This window comes from Dyella sp. 2YAF14 (assembly GCF_052114725.1).
Classification (GTDB): Bacteria; Pseudomonadota; Gammaproteobacteria; order Xanthomonadales; family Rhodanobacteraceae; genus Dyella.
This window is the reverse complement of the sequence record NZ_JBFRFH010000004.1, coordinates 239048-253059: the sequence shown is the minus strand read 5'-3', so window position 1 is coordinate 253059 and position 14012 is coordinate 239048. Positions and strand designations below refer to the sequence as shown.

Annotated in this window: 14 protein-coding genes and 2 tRNA genes; 8 read left to right on the top strand and 8 right to left on the bottom strand. The window is 63.1% G+C overall.

The features are described from left to right. Window positions 1-7 precede the first annotated feature (7 nt). The 3 genes from AB4Y82_RS09615 to tviB all read right to left on the bottom strand — a co-directional run bounded on the left by AB4Y82_RS09615 (window position 8) and on the right by tviB (window position 4068). Entirely contained in the window at window positions 8-1666 is a 1659-nt protein-coding gene (locus tag AB4Y82_RS09615) for a GMC oxidoreductase (RefSeq protein ID WP_441603199.1), read from the bottom strand. A gap of 102 nt (window positions 1667-1768) precedes the next feature. Further along, a complete protein-coding gene (locus AB4Y82_RS09610; protein WP_441603200.1) occupies window positions 1769-2779 on the bottom strand; it encodes an NAD-dependent epimerase in 1011 nt (336 codons plus the stop codon). 11 nt (window positions 2780-2790) lie between these two features. After that, window positions 2791-4068 carry a Vi polysaccharide biosynthesis UDP-N-acetylglucosamine C-6 dehydrogenase TviB gene (tviB, locus tag AB4Y82_RS09605; protein WP_441603201.1) on the bottom strand — a complete coding sequence of 426 codons (1278 nt, stop codon included), beginning with the start codon at window positions 4066-4068 and terminating at the stop codon, window positions 2791-2793. Window positions 4069-4552: 484 nt separating this feature from the next. Here tviB and AB4Y82_RS09600 point away from each other — a divergent pair, with 484 nt between their 5' ends. Together AB4Y82_RS09600 and AB4Y82_RS09595 are read left to right on the top strand one after the other, a co-directional pair. Next, window positions 4553-4747, top strand: a complete 195-nt coding sequence (locus tag AB4Y82_RS09600; protein WP_441603202.1) for a hypothetical protein — start codon at window positions 4553-4555, stop codon at window positions 4745-4747. Between the two features lie 255 nt (window positions 4748-5002). Further along, complete coding sequence (locus tag AB4Y82_RS09595) at window positions 5003-5722, top strand: tetratricopeptide repeat protein (protein WP_441611253.1); 720 nt, start codon at window positions 5003-5005, stop codon at window positions 5720-5722. Between the two features lie 59 nt (window positions 5723-5781). Here the strand turns inward: AB4Y82_RS09595 and AB4Y82_RS09590 are convergent, their stop codons facing one another. Further along, window positions 5782-6456: a DUF2076 family protein gene (locus AB4Y82_RS09590; RefSeq protein ID WP_441603204.1), complete on the bottom strand. Its 675-nt coding sequence runs from the start codon at window positions 6454-6456 to the stop codon at window positions 5782-5784. Between the two features lie 287 nt (window positions 6457-6743). On the opposite strand from AB4Y82_RS09590, the gene AB4Y82_RS09585 reads away from it, so the two are divergent. The 3 genes from AB4Y82_RS09585 (at window position 6744) to AB4Y82_RS09575 (ending at window position 8533) form a co-directional block, all read left to right on the top strand. Continuing rightward, entirely contained in the window at window positions 6744-7631 is an 888-nt protein-coding gene (locus AB4Y82_RS09585) for an EamA family transporter (RefSeq protein ID WP_441603205.1), read from the top strand. A 325-nt stretch (window positions 7632-7956) separates the two neighbouring features. After that, a complete protein-coding gene (locus AB4Y82_RS09580; RefSeq protein WP_441603206.1) occupies window positions 7957-8301 on the top strand; it encodes a YkgJ family cysteine cluster protein in 345 nt (114 codons plus the stop codon). A 109-nt stretch (window positions 8302-8410) separates the two neighbouring features. Beyond that, window positions 8411-8533: a hypothetical protein gene (locus AB4Y82_RS09575; RefSeq protein WP_441603207.1), complete on the top strand. Its 123-nt coding sequence runs from the start codon at window positions 8411-8413 to the stop codon at window positions 8531-8533. 142 nt (window positions 8534-8675) lie between these two features. Here AB4Y82_RS09575 and AB4Y82_RS09570 read toward each other — a convergent pair whose 3' ends face one another. Beyond that, a complete protein-coding gene (locus tag AB4Y82_RS09570; protein ID WP_121879590.1) occupies window positions 8676-8885 on the bottom strand; it encodes a cold-shock protein in 210 nt (69 codons plus the stop codon). A 280-nt stretch (window positions 8886-9165) separates the two neighbouring features. Then, window positions 9166-9387: a hypothetical protein gene (locus tag AB4Y82_RS09565; RefSeq protein WP_441603208.1), complete on the bottom strand. Its 222-nt coding sequence runs from the start codon at window positions 9385-9387 to the stop codon at window positions 9166-9168. 581 nt (window positions 9388-9968) lie between these two features. Between AB4Y82_RS09565 and AB4Y82_RS09560 the strand changes: the two genes are divergently transcribed. Next, window positions 9969-10157, top strand: coding sequence for a hypothetical protein (locus AB4Y82_RS09560; protein ID WP_441603209.1), 189 nt, complete (start codon window positions 9969-9971; stop codon window positions 10155-10157). Window positions 10158-10349: 192 nt separating this feature from the next. Here the strand turns inward: AB4Y82_RS09560 and AB4Y82_RS09555 are convergent. After that, a tRNA-Ala gene (locus AB4Y82_RS09555) sits at window positions 10350-10425 on the bottom strand. Window positions 10426-10483: 58 nt separating this feature from the next. Next, entirely contained in the window at window positions 10484-11602 is a 1119-nt protein-coding gene (rnd, locus tag AB4Y82_RS09550) for a ribonuclease D (RefSeq protein ID WP_441603210.1), read from the bottom strand. 104 nt (window positions 11603-11706) lie between these two features. On the opposite strand from rnd, the gene AB4Y82_RS09545 reads away from it, so the two are divergent. After that, window positions 11707-13647 (top strand): SUMF1/EgtB/PvdO family nonheme iron enzyme, encoded by a 1941-nt coding sequence (locus tag AB4Y82_RS09545; RefSeq protein WP_441603211.1) that lies wholly within the window; start codon window positions 11707-11709, stop codon window positions 13645-13647. Window positions 13648-13868: 221 nt separating this feature from the next. Continuing rightward, a tRNA-Leu gene (locus AB4Y82_RS09540) sits at window positions 13869-13953 on the top strand. Window positions 13954-14012: the final 59 nt, after the last annotated feature.

Below are 14012 nucleotides of genomic sequence, written 5' to 3'. Positions count from 1 at the left end.
TCTTTCCTTAGAGGATGCCGGCCATCAGCAGTGCTCGCAGCTCGTCCGCAAGCCTGAGGCTGAGGGCCACGATGGTGAAGGTGGGAAAGGCCCAGCCCCCGGTGGGGAAGACCGAGCTTCCCGCGATGTGCAGGTTGTCCATGCCATGCACTTTGCAGTCCCGATTGACTACACCCTTGCCTGGGTCGTCGGACATCCGCGTGCTGCCGATGTGATGCGCCGTCCCATGCACTTCGGGCGTGGTGTGCTGGTCGGCGAGCCAGGGCGCCAGTTCGAAATGGCCGTTGCACAGACGTGCCAGTTCGTTGCCGAACAAGCTGGCCGACGTGCGATAGGTATGGAGGTCCAGCGGCGTAAGTCGCCAATCCACGCAGACTTTGCGCTGTCCCAGGGCGTCGGTCTCCTCGCCCAGCGTGATGCGGCTGTCGCGATTGGGGGCCTGCTCGAAATAGCCGACCAGTTCGACGTGGCTGTTGCGCACCGCCGGACGGTCGGTCAGCTTGTGGACCACCGCCTTGGCGATGTCGCCGATGCCCAGGCCCAGCTTCAAGGCCGTAAGGCCGATGTTGTTTGGCGCGGCGACCACTTCCGATGCCGGCGCATTGCGCAGCGCCGAGGACAGCAGGGCCTCCAGTTGCGCGTTTTCGTCCTGCATCGGCTTGCGCTTGATGGAACGCAGCTCCCGCAGGGCGCGGATACCTCGCGGCAGCGGGCCTTCCACACCGAACGGATGCACGCGGCCATTGAGTACGCGTTGAGATCGTTGGTAGTCGGGCGACAGCGCGATCTCCGGAAATGCCATGGGAGCGTTCTTGCCGTGCAGGCGTTCGTAGGGTGCGGTGACGCGGTGCGACTGCTTGGCCGTGAGCGTGCCCAGCGTGCCGCTGGGATGATCCATGAAATAGCGGCCGACCACGTCGCGCTGGTTGCCCAGGCCTTCGGGCACCACCGAGTTGGAAAGCAACAGCAGGCGCGCGTTCTCAATACCGCCGGAGGCGAGCACGTAGTGGCGGGCCCGCACTTTGCTGCGATGCCCCCCTAGCGAACCGATGGCCGCTTCCCGCACACGCGCGCCATCCTGCGATGGCAGGAGCTCCATCAGGTTGGCGTGCAGCAGCACCAGGATGTTCGGCGCGTCGTCGAGCACGTCGCGGTAGGCATCGCCAAACAGGATGCCGCTGCGCGCAAACAGCTGGTTGACCAGCTTGTCGTCGTCGAAAGGCAGCACCGGCCGCGCGGTGGGTGCTGTGAATGTGCCCTCGGTAAAGCCGATGTCGCCAAGCTGGCAGAAGGAGAGGGCGCGTGCGTAATACGGTTCGAGTTCGTCGTAGCCGATCGGCCAGCCGCTATCGGGCACCCAGTCGCGTGGCTTGAGATCATCGCTGCTCAGCGTGATGCAGCCGCCGCCCCACAGATTGCAACTTCCACCGAATACCCGCATGCGCGAGGTGCTGGGATCGAAGTCGACATGGCCGGCCGAGCTGCCCTCGTACAAGGCCTGGTTGCGCTGTTCCGCGCCCATGCCGCCACTCTCGAGCAGGCAGACCCGTACGGACGTCCCAATGAAACTGTGAGCAATGGCGATGCCCGCAGCGCCGGCGCCGACGATGCACAGGTCGGCTTCGACATCCTCGGGATGCACGTCGCTCAAGTAGTCGATGATCACACCAACCCCCTAGGAATCCACGTTCTTCACAACAGTGTTATTCGTGGATCTGGTCCGTGGCGCAACGCGCAGTCGCTCCGGACTGTTGGCGGCCTTAGTCGATCACACGCGATAGTACTCGCGGTACCAGCGTACAAAGTTGGCGACCCCAGTTTCTACCGACACCTGCGGCCTATAGCCAACGGTCTGTATCAGGTCCGTTACATCGGCTTCGGTGTCAGGAACGTCGCCCGGCTGCAGCGGAAGCATCTCCATGATGGCCTTGCGGCCGAGGCATGATTCGAGCACTTCGATGTACTGCAGCAGTTCGACCGGACGTTCGTTGCCGATGTTGAACAGGCGATACGGCGCGACGCCGCTGGTGGCCGGATCGGGCTGGTTGCTGTCCCAGTGCTCGTCGATCGGCGGCACCTTGTCCAGCGTACGGATCACGCCTTCGACGATGTCGTCCACATAGGTGAAGCTGCGCTTGTGCCTGCCGTGGTTGAACACGCGGATCGGCTCGCCGGCAAGGATGGCGCGCGTGAAGAGAAACAACGCCATGTCCGGTCGGCCCCACGGCCCGTACACCGTGAAAAAGCGCAGTCCGGTGCTTGGTATGCCATACAGATGCGCATAACTGTGCGCCATCTGCTCGTTCGCTTTCTTGCTGGCGGCATAGAGCGTCAACGGATGCTCGGCCGACTTGTGCTCGGAGAACGGCATGGCCGTATTGGCGCCGTACACCGAACTGGTGGAAGCGAATACCAGATGCTCCACGCCGTGATGGCGGCAGCCTTCCAGAACGTGCAGAAAACCGGTGACGTTGCTGCTGATGTAGACGTGCGGATTCTCCGCCGCATAGCGCACGCCGGCCTGCGCGGCCAGATGGACCACGCGTTGCGGCCGGTGCACGGCGAAGGCCTGCTCCATCGCCGCGCGATCGGCCAGATCGGCCTGGATATGGGTATAGCCTGGATGATCGGCAAAGCGGGCGAGTCGCGCCTTCTTCAGCGTGACGTCGTAGTAGTCGTTGAGGTTGTCCAGGCCCACCACCTCGTCGCCGCGCTCCAGCAGACGCTGTGCGACATGGGATCCGATAAAGCCCGCTGTACCTGTAACCAGCACTTTCATGATGCAGTTCCTTAGAGACGGCCGTCGACCGCTTCACGCGGCAGCACGTACTTCACGTCATACACCACCGACGACGACTTGCCGAATGCGCGGATGCCGGTGGCGCCCAGGGCCGTGAACTGACGATGGCCCACAGCAATGATTACCGCGTCGTAGTCGCCGTTATTCGGTGCTTCGATAGGTTTGAGCGCGTATTCGTGTTCTGCCTCAGCCACATTGACCCAGGGATCGTGCACGTCGACATCGGCGTTATAGCCGCGCAAGGCATGCACGATATCGACCACGCGCGTGTTGCGCAGGTCAGGGCAGTTCTCCTTGAAGGCGAGGCCGAGCACCAGGATGCGCGCGCGCACCGGATTGATGCCTTTGCGCACCATCAGGCGTATCACTTCGCTGGCCACATAGGGGCCCATGCTGTCGTTGGTGCGGCGGCCGGCCAGGATCACGTCCGGATGATGGCCGACTTCCTGTGCCTTGTGCGTGAGGTAGTAGGGATCGACGCTGATGCAGTGGCCGCCCACCAGGCCCGGGCGGAACGGCAGGAAGTTCCACTTGGTGCCAGCGGCCTGCAGCACTTCCAACGTGTCGATGCCCAGCTTGTTGAACAGGATCGACAAGTCGTTGACCAGCGCGATGTTGAGGTCGCGCTGCGTGTTCTCGATTACCTTGGCCGCCTCGGCCACCTTGAGCGAGCTGGCCTTGTGGGTGCCGGCGGTGATGATCGAACCGTACAGGCGATCGACGAAATCAGCGGTTTCCGGCGTGGAACCGGAGGTGACCTTGAGGATGCTGGTCACGCGGTGCTGCTTGTCGCCCGGATTGATGCGCTCCGGGCTGTAGCCCGCAAAGAAGTCCTGGTTGAACACCAGGCCGGAGCCTTTGGCCAGCAGCGGCACGCAGACTTCCTCGGTGCAGCCCGGATACACGGTGGATTCGTACACCACGATGTCGCCGCGTTTGAGCACCTTGGCCAGGGTCTCGCTGGCGCGGATCAGCGGCGTCAGATCCGGTCGCTTGGCCGAATCGATCGGCGTGGGCACCGTGACAATGTAGACATTGCAGTGGGCGAGGTCCGCCAGCTGCGAGCTGAAGCGAAGTCGTGGCGACTGCGCCAGCTCCTCGCGGTTCACTTCCAGCGTGTGGTCGATGCCGGCGCTCAGCTCATCGATGCGGCGTTGGTTGATGTCAAAGCCTACGGTGTCGTAATGCTTGCCAAATTCCACTGCCAGCGGCAGGCCCACATAGCCGAGTCCAATAATGGCGAGCTTGGTGTCTTCCAGATTTTGCATGCCGTTGTTCCGCTGTCCGTTGGCGAGGCGTTGATTCGACCCGCAGGTTATCCGATGGATCACCCGTTAGAGAACGAACGTGCAGCCCCCTGTGTTGATGCATGCGCTCAGCGGCAGGTGTGGTTGCACGAACCGCTGCAGGCGGCGAAAGGCTAACAGGGTCGCTGTGGTTTTCCGCTAGGCCAGAGGATGCTTATCGGATGGCGTATGTGCCGATGTGAACCGGCGCACTCGATGCGTTTGTGCTGACTGATGCCACGAGGGAAGGAAGGCCGCCAAGGCGGGTGACCGGAGGGTGATGCGGCAGACTCTTGCAGGATATTGCGAATGATTCACAGTCTTGTTAACGTGAAGGCACGATCGTGCCTGACGCCAAACGGGGTGCGTCGCTCGTTGTCCTCGACCCGTCGGTGGTACGGCCGGCTGGCCTCTGGGAGCCGGCGTTCGACTGTGCGAAGGACCGGGCACGACCTCCAGGAGTCTGGTGGCCTTCCCGGCCAGGCCGTCCATCCACCTTATGGCCAGCTCCCGGGGCATGGCGTTGGCGCCGCTGAAGCACGACGTCGGCGATGGCTGCAACACCCGCGATCTCGAGACGATCATTCCCGGATGCAGCCATGCGACATCGAGGGAAACTCTCCGCGGCGAGTTCGAGTGCTTCGACCGCTTCATCCATTGAGCGCGCAGGTCCTTGCGAACCATGACGACAACGAAAAGGCTTGCGACGCGCACTCTGCGCGTCGGTGGCTGCGGCACGGGTCGGCCTGCGCACAGCAAATGCCAGTTTCTGATACGGTCATGCTGATCGTGATCGGGCGCGTCCGGCAAGTTGAGATCAGGGAAACACGATGCAGCTTCACCTCCCCGAAATGCTCAATGCCGGTGCGCTCGCCCAAAGCATCTACAACAATCTGCTGCGTACGTGGTCACACCAATGAGTCACCGACAGGGCGGTGCCACCGATGAATTTCCACAGCTGCTGAGGTGCGACCCCGCGCGCGCTTTCGCCATGCTGCGCGTGCAGGCGCTCGCAGGCGACCGCGCATCGCAACTGGCGCTCGGGCAGATGTATCTGGAAGGCATCGGCTGCGAACGCAATGGTGCCGAAGCGCGTTACTGGTTCCAGCATGCCGCCCATCAAGGCGAAGCGATGGCGATGAACATGCTGGGCCGCTGCCTGGAAAACGGCTGGGGCGGCGGTGCCGATTATGAATTGGCTGCCGTGTGGTACCGCGAATCGGCGGAACACGGCTTGGACTGGGGCATGTACAACTACGCCCAMCTACTGGCGAACGGTCGCGGTATTCGCGCGGATCGTGCCGCTGCCTTCGAGTGGTTTACGCGGGCTGCCGAGGCCGGGCACGGTCGCGCCATGCATTTTCTCGGTCAGTATCACGAACACGGCTGGGAGACCGCGCCCGACGCAGAGCGCGCCCGCGAGTTGTATCGTCGCTCTGCCGAAAAGGGCGACTACAGAGGACAGTGCAGCTGGGCATCCGTGCTGGCCGAACAGGGGCGCATTGACGAGGCCTGCGATCTGCTGCAGCGCGTGCTTGCCACGGCGCCGGGGTACTTCGTCGAAGCATTGCGTGAAGAGTTGAGCCAGTCACGCCACGTGGAACTGCGCAAACTGAGCCAGACAGACGCGGTGTAGAGCGCAGCCAGTCGACGACCGGCTGCGCTCCCTACGTTCATGGACGTCAACGCCGAGGCTCAGGCCCAGCCGTTGTCGTCGAAGCCACCGTCGTTGCCGTCATCGAAATCGTTGGACGGCGTGAAGTCGTTCGACGCAAAGTCGTCGCGATCACGGTTGTCGCTCAGGCGATCGTTGTTGCCGTCGTTATAGGTGTTGTTCTCGGTGATGTTCTCGATCACGGTCGGCTGACCGCCGCCACCGAAGAAGCCGCCACCGCCGTGGTGGCCGCCCAGCAGGCTTTCGATACCGTCGAAAAGGAACATGCCGCCAGCAACACCGGCAGCAGTGGTCGCTGCCTGCGACAGGAAACTGGGCGCGGCGGGCGCGGGCTGGGCCGGTGCGCCGCCGAAGAGACGATCGCGCCAGCTCGGAGCAGCCTGCGGCGGCATCGGCTGTTGCGGCGGCACCGGCGGAGGCACGGCGCCCCAGGCCGACGACGGCTGGCCGCCCAGGAAACTGCCGCCGCCCTGCTGCGAGGCGAGTTGGGCCTGAAGCTGGGAGATCTGCGCCTTGGCGGCATCGAGCGCCTGTTGCTGCAACAGACTGCGCTGCACCAGCAGATACAGCGCATCAGGCTGGGACGCCAGGCGCTGGCGAATCAGCGCATCGGCCTGCGGGTCCTTCGCCACGCTGCCGGCGGCGGCAAGGCGCTGAAGGAAATCATCGAGTAGCTGTTGTTCCTGCGGTGTCATGACAAACAAATCTCCAGGGGACGGCGAATGGCGAACACTGTGGCGACGATTTTCTTCGGCGTGCAGTGCCGAAAGTGTGCTCTCCACGCGTGACATCAAGGGCTATCTCGCTGTCGTTTTCCTTGCAGTCAGTGAATGCGCAAGCTCTTTCGATATCGCGCCCGAACCATCGTCCCCGAGATTGCTGACGCCTGCTGTCAGCAATGAGATCGATGGGCCGATGTGCATGGTGGGCATCGCAGGAGCCTGCAGGCATCATGTCGACATCGTTTGATGGCAACGGCCCCATGTCCCCACGTTCCGCAGTTGGCCCGCTCGCCCTGGCGATCGGCGTGTTGATGATCAGCATGGTCTCGTACCAATGCGGTGCCTCGCTGGCCAAGCATCTGTTTCCCGTAGTGGGAGCACAGGGCGCGACCGCGTACCGACTGGGCCTGAGTGCGCTGATCCTACTGCTGTGGCGCCGTCCGTGGCGTCGGCTGGGGCATCGGCCGAACTGGGGCGCCTTGTGGGCCTATGGGCTCTCGATGGGCGCCATGAACCTGGTCTTCTACATGTCGCTGCGCACGATCCCGCTCGGCATTGCCGTAGCGCTGGAGTTCACCGGTCCGCTGGCACTGGCGTTGTTTCATTCGCGCCGCCTGATCGATTTCCTGTGGATTGCACTGGTCGTCGTCGGCCTGGCCTTGCTGCTGCCATTGCAGGCCACGTCGAAAGCGCTGGATCCCATCGGCGTGATGTACGCGCTCGCCGCGGGCCTGGGCTGGGCGCTGTACATCGTGTTCGGCAAGAGGGCAGGTGATGCGCACGGCGCCGACGCGGTCACGTGGGGTACCTCGATGGGCGCCTTGCTGGCCATTCCATTTGGCGTTGCCCATGCCGGCAGCGCACTGTTGTCGCCCGCCTTGTTGCCTTACGCGCTGGGCGTGGCCTTGCTCAGTTCGGCGCTGCCGTATTCGCTGGAGATGATCGCGTTGACGCGATTGCCCGCGCGCACCTTCAGCACCTTGCTGAGTCTGGAGCCGGCCATCGCGGCGGTGGCCGGTGTCGCGCTGCTGGGTGAGCGACTCACCATCCTGCAATGGCTCGCCATCGTTGCGATCATCGTGGCGGCCGCAGGCACGGCGTTGAGTGTGCGTCGTGTCGAAGTGAGCGATCCGCCCCTGGTGAATTGATCGACGCGAGCGATCGCGGTTGCAGCGACGGCGCGCTGGAGCACGCAACGTCGTCTCACGCACGGATGCCTTCCGCGCCATCACATTTGCCTCGCCACCATGGTGTAACATGGCGCCGCAAGTACTTCCTCGCTTCGCGAGTGATGTGCGGCGTTCTCAAGACCGCACGCTTCGCTCCCTTTCACTTGTGCCCCGTTGTTGCGGGGACGCCCCTGGGAGCATCCATGCCAGGCAATTGCACGCTTCACGACCATGTTCCCGTCAGGGAGCAGGGCTATCGATCGCACGCTGTCGGCGACACCAGCGCCAACCAGGTGGTGCGCGCATGACCGCATCGCAACTCCCTCCCAGGAAGGCATCCGGTTGCTCGACCTGCGACGCGGTGTGCTGCCGACTCACCGTCGTGCTGCAACCCGAAGACAAGATTCCCTCGCATCTCACCACGCAATTGCCCAGCGGCTTGCATGTGATGAAGCACGATGAGGACGGCTGGTGCGTCGCGATCAACAGCACGAAGATGAATTGCGGCATTTACGAGAGCCGTCCGTCCATCTGTCGCCGCTTCGTGATGAATGGACCTTATTGCAAGGCCGTTCGCACCGAGTATGCCGAAGAGCGTGCTTTGGCTGCCGAGCAGGCGCAAGCTTCCATCGTAGGCAAAGTCGCCTGACTTTGCTGCCGGTCGCGAGCGTCGATCTGGCGCTTCAGTAGTACGTACGAGTCGACGGTGCAGTTTGTGCGCTCGTCATCCTTCCCACTTGATACACACGAGGACTCCCTTGCCAAAGCCGAACTATTCCTTCGAAAAGCGTCAGCGCGAAATTGCAAAGAAGAAGCTGCAGGACGAAAAGCTGGCCAAGAAAAAGGCAGCGAAAGACGTCGCGGTGCCCGAGAAGCGTTAACTCGCTTGAGTTGGTTTGCTGGCGGCTGCATTTGACAGATGCAGCCGATGACTCGCCACAGCCTTGCCCAGCTGAGTCATCCGAAAAAAGGCCAAAAAAAACCCGGCTCAAGGCCGGGCTTTTTCTTGGTCGGACGGCTAGATCAGACGATCTGCACGTTCTCGGCCTGCAGGCCACGCTGGCCCTGGGTCACGATGAACGACACGTTCTGGCCTTCCTGCAGGCTCTTGAAGCCCTGCGACTGGATCGCGCGGAAGTGGACGAACACGTCCTCACCGCTCGAACGGCTGATGAAGCCGAAGCCCTTGGCATCGTTGAACCACTTGACCGTACCGGTTTCTACCTGAGACATGATTTTTTCCTTGAAACGAATGAAGCCGCAGAGCGGCGAAAAAGCTGGTCACAAGGCGGAAACGGGTACAACGGTGTAGGTAACTTCAATCTACAGCATCGGGCCACATTTATGGTGACCCTTGAAACTCAGCCCGCTCACAGTAGGGGGCAGGGCTTGAAAAAGCAAATGAATAATGACTGCGCGTTCACTTGCATCGCTTGTAAATGCGCCGTTTTGCGGCGGGAAGCGAGCCTGCGCACCGTTCTTGGCCATGCGCACTCAATGTTTGCCGCGCTCGTCAGCTCGCCGGATAAGGCATGCCATGTTGGGTGCAAATCCAGTCGATGGTGCCCAGCAGCCAGTCCGTATCCTCGGCACAGGAATGTGCAAGCACGTCGGAAAAAATGCATTCCGTCGATTGAAAGAAGTCCGCGTCGGTGGGGTGCGACGCATGCAGCATGGTGATCGATGCGTCGAGCCGACTCATCGTTTGACGCAATTGTTGACGTGACTGGTTCATGGCCTGGCCTCCGCCATCGGGCATGGGAGGCAGAGAAACGTCTCTCTCGGCGGCGCCGAGCGCACCCTGTGTCGCTCTTCTGCCGTTCGAATCTGCGCGCATCGCCGTTAGTTGAGGGTTACGAACAGCGGGGCATGCAGGGCCGGCGTCTAGCGCCTCGCCTGCAGGGTGCCGGAAAACCTAACAATCGATCGCCCAACAGAGAGTATGGTCGGAGGGGTCATGGAACATCCGAAGCGCACCGCGGGTGCGATGTGTTCCTAGGCCACTCCGGGTGAGGGATTCGCATGATGAACCCCCGCAAGATCCTGACCTCCGGGCAATGGACGTTGTTGCGTCATGTGGCGACGGCCTGTCCGTTGCCATTGAGGGCTACCGGTGGTCTTTGCGATCTCCGCTGCCTGCTTAAAGAAGGCTTTGTCTCCGTCAGGGACGCCAGAGTATGTGCAACACGGACGGGAATTGAGGCTCTTTGGTATCACTGCCTGCACTAAGTCGTCGCTGATTGGTTCCTTATGCAGTCATCGTTGTGCCCAGCCTCGGCTGGTGGGCATGCATCCGTCACCTTCCAAGGAATTCTCATGAAGCAACCTACTGAGCCGCTCTCTCTGGCCCGTATCCACGACGTCTACAGTGGAACTTCAGTCAAGCGGGAATCGAGTGACAAGAAGCTCAGCTATCAAACCACGCAGCGGTTTGCGCGCGAAGCCAGTCATCCCGGCCTGGCGCCGGGTCGTCCTCTCGCACCGAACACGCGTCATCGGCGCTAACCGCGCTGGTTGCATAGCGTGACGATTGGGGTATGGGCTGTCGTGCAGATCACGACGGCTGCATACCCCTTCGTTTATGCGCAAATCGCCTTGGTCGAGCGGCCTTGTCCGGCGCCTGGCGACTTCACGGCGTCCCAAAACAAAACAGCGCTTTACGCCGAGTGGCATAAAGCGCTGTTGTTTTGTAGAGATTGGTGGAGCCAGGGAGGATCGAACTCCCGACCTCGTCATTGCGAACGACGCGCTCTCCCAGCTGAGCTATGGCCCCACACGAGCGGAAGATAGTAGCAGCGCCGTTTGGGGTTCGCCAAGCCCCTGCCAGGACCTTACGGGAGCAGGGCGCTGAGCGGTTCGAGAAGGATCTGGCGACGCCAGCCCTCGAGGAATTCGGGCCACTGCGCAGTCACCACGTATTCCTCGAGCACCTTGCGCGGACACAGCAGGCCCGGGGGCAGGTCCAGCTCGCTGGCGGCCTTGTCCACGCAGTCCTTCATGGCGGGCAGGGCACGTTTTGCTTCCCCCTGCGGCGATTCGGGAATGGTTGCGGTCGCCGCGATTTCGTTCTCGTCCACCGGGCGCAGCAGCAGCTCCAGCAGTTCGGTGCGTTGCGGCGAGCGCAGCGCGCGCTGGCCGCGCGTGCGGCTGTCGAGTTCGGCAGCAGAGTGCGGTAGTTGTTGCACCAGGCTCATGGCGGCGGCGTCCTCAAGCAGCCAGGGGCGCGGGCGATCGAGCGTGCGCGCGGACTGGTCGCGCCACAACAGGATGCGGCGGAGCAGGGCGCGCTGGTCGGGGCGCCAGTCCGAGGCACTGCGAAAACCACGCTGCGGCTGGGGATCGCCTTCGCGATAGCAGGCGCGTTGCTTGAGTCGCTCGCAGTCTTCGGCATGCCATGCCGTTCGGTCGCGCTGGATGAGTCGCTCGGCCAGCTGTTCGTGCACTGGCTTGAGATAGACCACGTCCAGGGTGGCATAGGCGCGTTGCGATTGGGTCAGCGGACGCTGCAGCCAGTCCGAACGCGTTTCGCCCTTGTCGAGCTCGGCGCCGGTCAACTCGGCCACCAGGGCGCGATAGCTGATGCCCAGGCCCATGCCGACGAAGGCTGCCGCAATCTGGGTATCGAACAGCTGGCGCGGACCATGCGGCAGGAACGGCGACAAGGCCTCCAGGTCTTCGCTGGCGCTGTGCATCACGGTCACCACATCGCCGCCGCCGATCTGCGGCTGCAGCGCATCGCCCATGTCAAAGGCCACCGGGTCGACCAGCGCGTAGCGCCCATTCCAGCCCAGCTGGACCAGGGCCAGCTGCGGATAAAAGGTATTGCGGCGCATGAACTCGGTATCGAAACCCAGCGCGGCATCGCCTGGCAGATCCGCGAGCCAGGCCTGCAGATCGTCGCGACGCTCGATCCATGCGGCGTCGGGCGCCAGGGAAGATTCTTGATGCATGCGTGATCCTGAGTCGGGACGTGCGTCTGTGCATTGTCCTGACATCGGTTTGTGCCTATGGTTTAGATCGCCCACCATAGCAGGCCGCCCAGGGACGCCCAAACATGCCGAGCAAGGAAACCGTACGACGACAGCGAGCCCTAGGCGGAGCCCTGGGTGTCGTCGTGCTGGCGCTCGCGCTGGTCTATCACTTTTTCCCGCGCGTGCTCCACGTTGAGCCGTCGGCGACCGCAACGCATCGCGCCATGAACCTGGGCCCGGCGGCGGCTGTGGCGCCGGCGACGAGCACGCGGCCTGAGCCGTCCGAAGTGGATGCCGGTCCGCCGCTGACGCTGGCGCCCACCGATGTGGTGGTGGCGCGACTCAGCAAGAAGAACACCAACCTGCCCGAACAGCTCAGTGCCGATACGCCCGAGGTGGAGGCGTTGATGACGAAGGCCGACAAGGCCCTCAAGGCCGGGCAGCTGGCGGGCAACGAAAACAGTGCCGTGGCCTTGTATGAGCAGGCGCTCAAGCTCAAGCCCGACAGCCGCCGTGCCGCGCAGGGTTTGTTTGAAGTGCGCGAGCGGCTGGTGGCAGAAATCAACCAGAGCGTGGCGGTGGGCGATGCGGATGCGGCCAGCGATCTGCTCGACACGCTCAAGCTCATTCCCGACGCCACCGACGACGTGAACCAGCTGCAGGCAAAGCTGAAGACCCTGAGCCAGGTTCGCCCGCTGTTGGCCAAGGCGGCCACGCTGCTGCAGCAAGGCAATGCGGACCAGCCGCCCGGCAACAATGCATTGGAGCTCTATCGGCAGGTGCAACAGCTGGATCCGGACAACGCCGTGGCCGCCCAGGGCACCCTGCAGGTGCAGCGCGCCGTACTCGACCGCGCCCTGGCGGCGGTGGCGCAAAACGACTTCAAGGCGGCCGACCAGGCACTGACAGAGGCGGCGCAAATCGCACCGGACTCTCCCGCCATGCGCGATGTGCATACGCGCGTCGATACCATGCGCGTGGCCCGGGCCAATGGATTGCTTGGGCAGGCGCGGTCCGCGCTGGACTCGGGCAACCTGACCATGGCTCAGCAACTGGCCGACCAGGCCAAGGCGATCAGTCCCGATCTGGCCGGGCTCGACGAATTTGGCGAGCGCATTACCAATGTGCGCCTGTATGCCAGCTACAAACCGGGACAGGTCTTCACCGACCGGTTTGCCGACATGCCTGGCCAGACGCCCTCGATGGTGGTCATTCCCACCGGCAGCTTCCAGATGGGCGCGCCCGACAACGAGGCTGGCCGGGAAGATGCCGAGACGCCGCAGCACGAAGTCAGCATCGGCAAGGGCTTTGCGCTGTCGCGCACGTCGATCACCGTGGGACAGTTCCGCGAATTCGTCCGCGCCAGCGGTTATCAGCCCGACTCGATCAAGCTCGGCGGGGCGAGCGTCTATGACGAGGGCACCGGCGCGATGCGCGACGACACCAGCGCCAGCTGGCAGGACGACTACGCCGGCCGCAATGCCGATAGCCGGCTTCCCGTGGTCAATGTGTCGTGGAGCGACGCCAAGGCCTACGTGGACTGGTTGAGCCAGCGCAGCGGCAAAACCTATCGTCTGCCCAGCGAGGCGGAATTCGAATACGCCCTGCGTGCCGGGACCACCTCCCGTTACTGGTGGGGAGACGGGACGCCCAGCGGCAAGGTCGAGAATCTCACCGGCTCGGGAGATCGTTCGCCCAGCGGCCGACGCTGGAGCAATGCGTTCCAGGGTTATCGGGACGGCTACTGGGGCCCGGCCCCGGTGATGAGTTTCGCGCCCAACGCCTTTGGTCTGTATGACATCGACGGCAACGTATCGGAGTGGGTGCAGGACTGCTGGCACGACAGCTATCTTCGCGCGCCGCGTGATGGTGGCGCCTGGGTAAATCCGGGCTGCGGCTCCCGTGTGGTCCGCGGCGGTTCCTGGGGCAGCTCGCCCGAACAGGTGCGCTCGGCCTACCGGCAGGGTGTCGATGCCAGCGTGCGCAGCGGGAGAGTCGGCTTCCGCGTCCTGCGCGAGCTCTAGAGGCAGCGCGGGACGCGGCACATCAGAGCTTTCTGCAAGGGCGCTTGCCCGCTTGTGCTGCGCCCCACGCGACCCGTAAAATGGCCTGCTTTCGTGTAAGGGAATCATCGACTTAGGGGCGGAGCGCCCGGAGGCTGGCGGGGCGGGGCGTACGGGCATTTTGCCCGTCTATTCCCTTGGAAATCCGATGCTTACGGAAACTTCCTCTTAGTAGTTCTGATGCGAAAGTGGCGGAATTGGTAGACGCACTGGATTTAGGTTCCAGCGGGTAACCCCGTGAGGGTTCGAGTCCCTCCTTTCGCACCATCCCTTGAGTTTTTCTTTTTGCAGGCGGCCCCGGGCCGCCACGCGCCTTTGACGGGCGC

Coding starts and splice junctions, on each gene's coding strand:
- rnd (WP_441603210.1), bottom strand. CDS start 11,602: ATGCATCAAGAATCTTCCCTGGCGCCCGACGCCGCATGGATCGAGCGT.
- AB4Y82_RS09545 (WP_441603211.1), top strand. CDS start 11,707: ATGCCGAGCAAGGAAACCGTACGACGACAGCGAGCCCTAGGCGGAGCC.
- AB4Y82_RS09565 (WP_441603208.1), bottom strand. CDS start 9,387: ATGAACCAGTCACGTCAACAATTGCGTCAAACGATGAGTCGGCTCGAC.
- AB4Y82_RS09580 (WP_441603206.1), top strand. CDS start 7,957: ATGACCGCATCGCAACTCCCTCCCAGGAAGGCATCCGGTTGCTCGACC.
- tviB (WP_441603201.1), bottom strand. CDS start 4,068: ATGCAAAATCTGGAAGACACCAAGCTCGCCATTATTGGACTCGGCTAT.
- AB4Y82_RS09560 (WP_441603209.1), top strand. CDS start 9,969: ATGAAGCAACCTACTGAGCCGCTCTCTCTGGCCCGTATCCACGACGTC.
- AB4Y82_RS09585 (WP_441603205.1), top strand. CDS start 6,744: ATGTCCCCACGTTCCGCAGTTGGCCCGCTCGCCCTGGCGATCGGCGTG.
- AB4Y82_RS09590 (WP_441603204.1), bottom strand. CDS start 6,456: ATGACACCGCAGGAACAACAGCTACTCGATGATTTCCTTCAGCGCCTT.
- AB4Y82_RS09570 (WP_121879590.1), bottom strand. CDS start 8,885: ATGTCTCAGGTAGAAACCGGTACGGTCAAGTGGTTCAACGATGCCAAG.
- AB4Y82_RS09610 (WP_441603200.1), bottom strand. CDS start 2,779: ATGAAAGTGCTGGTTACAGGTACAGCGGGCTTTATCGGATCCCATGTC.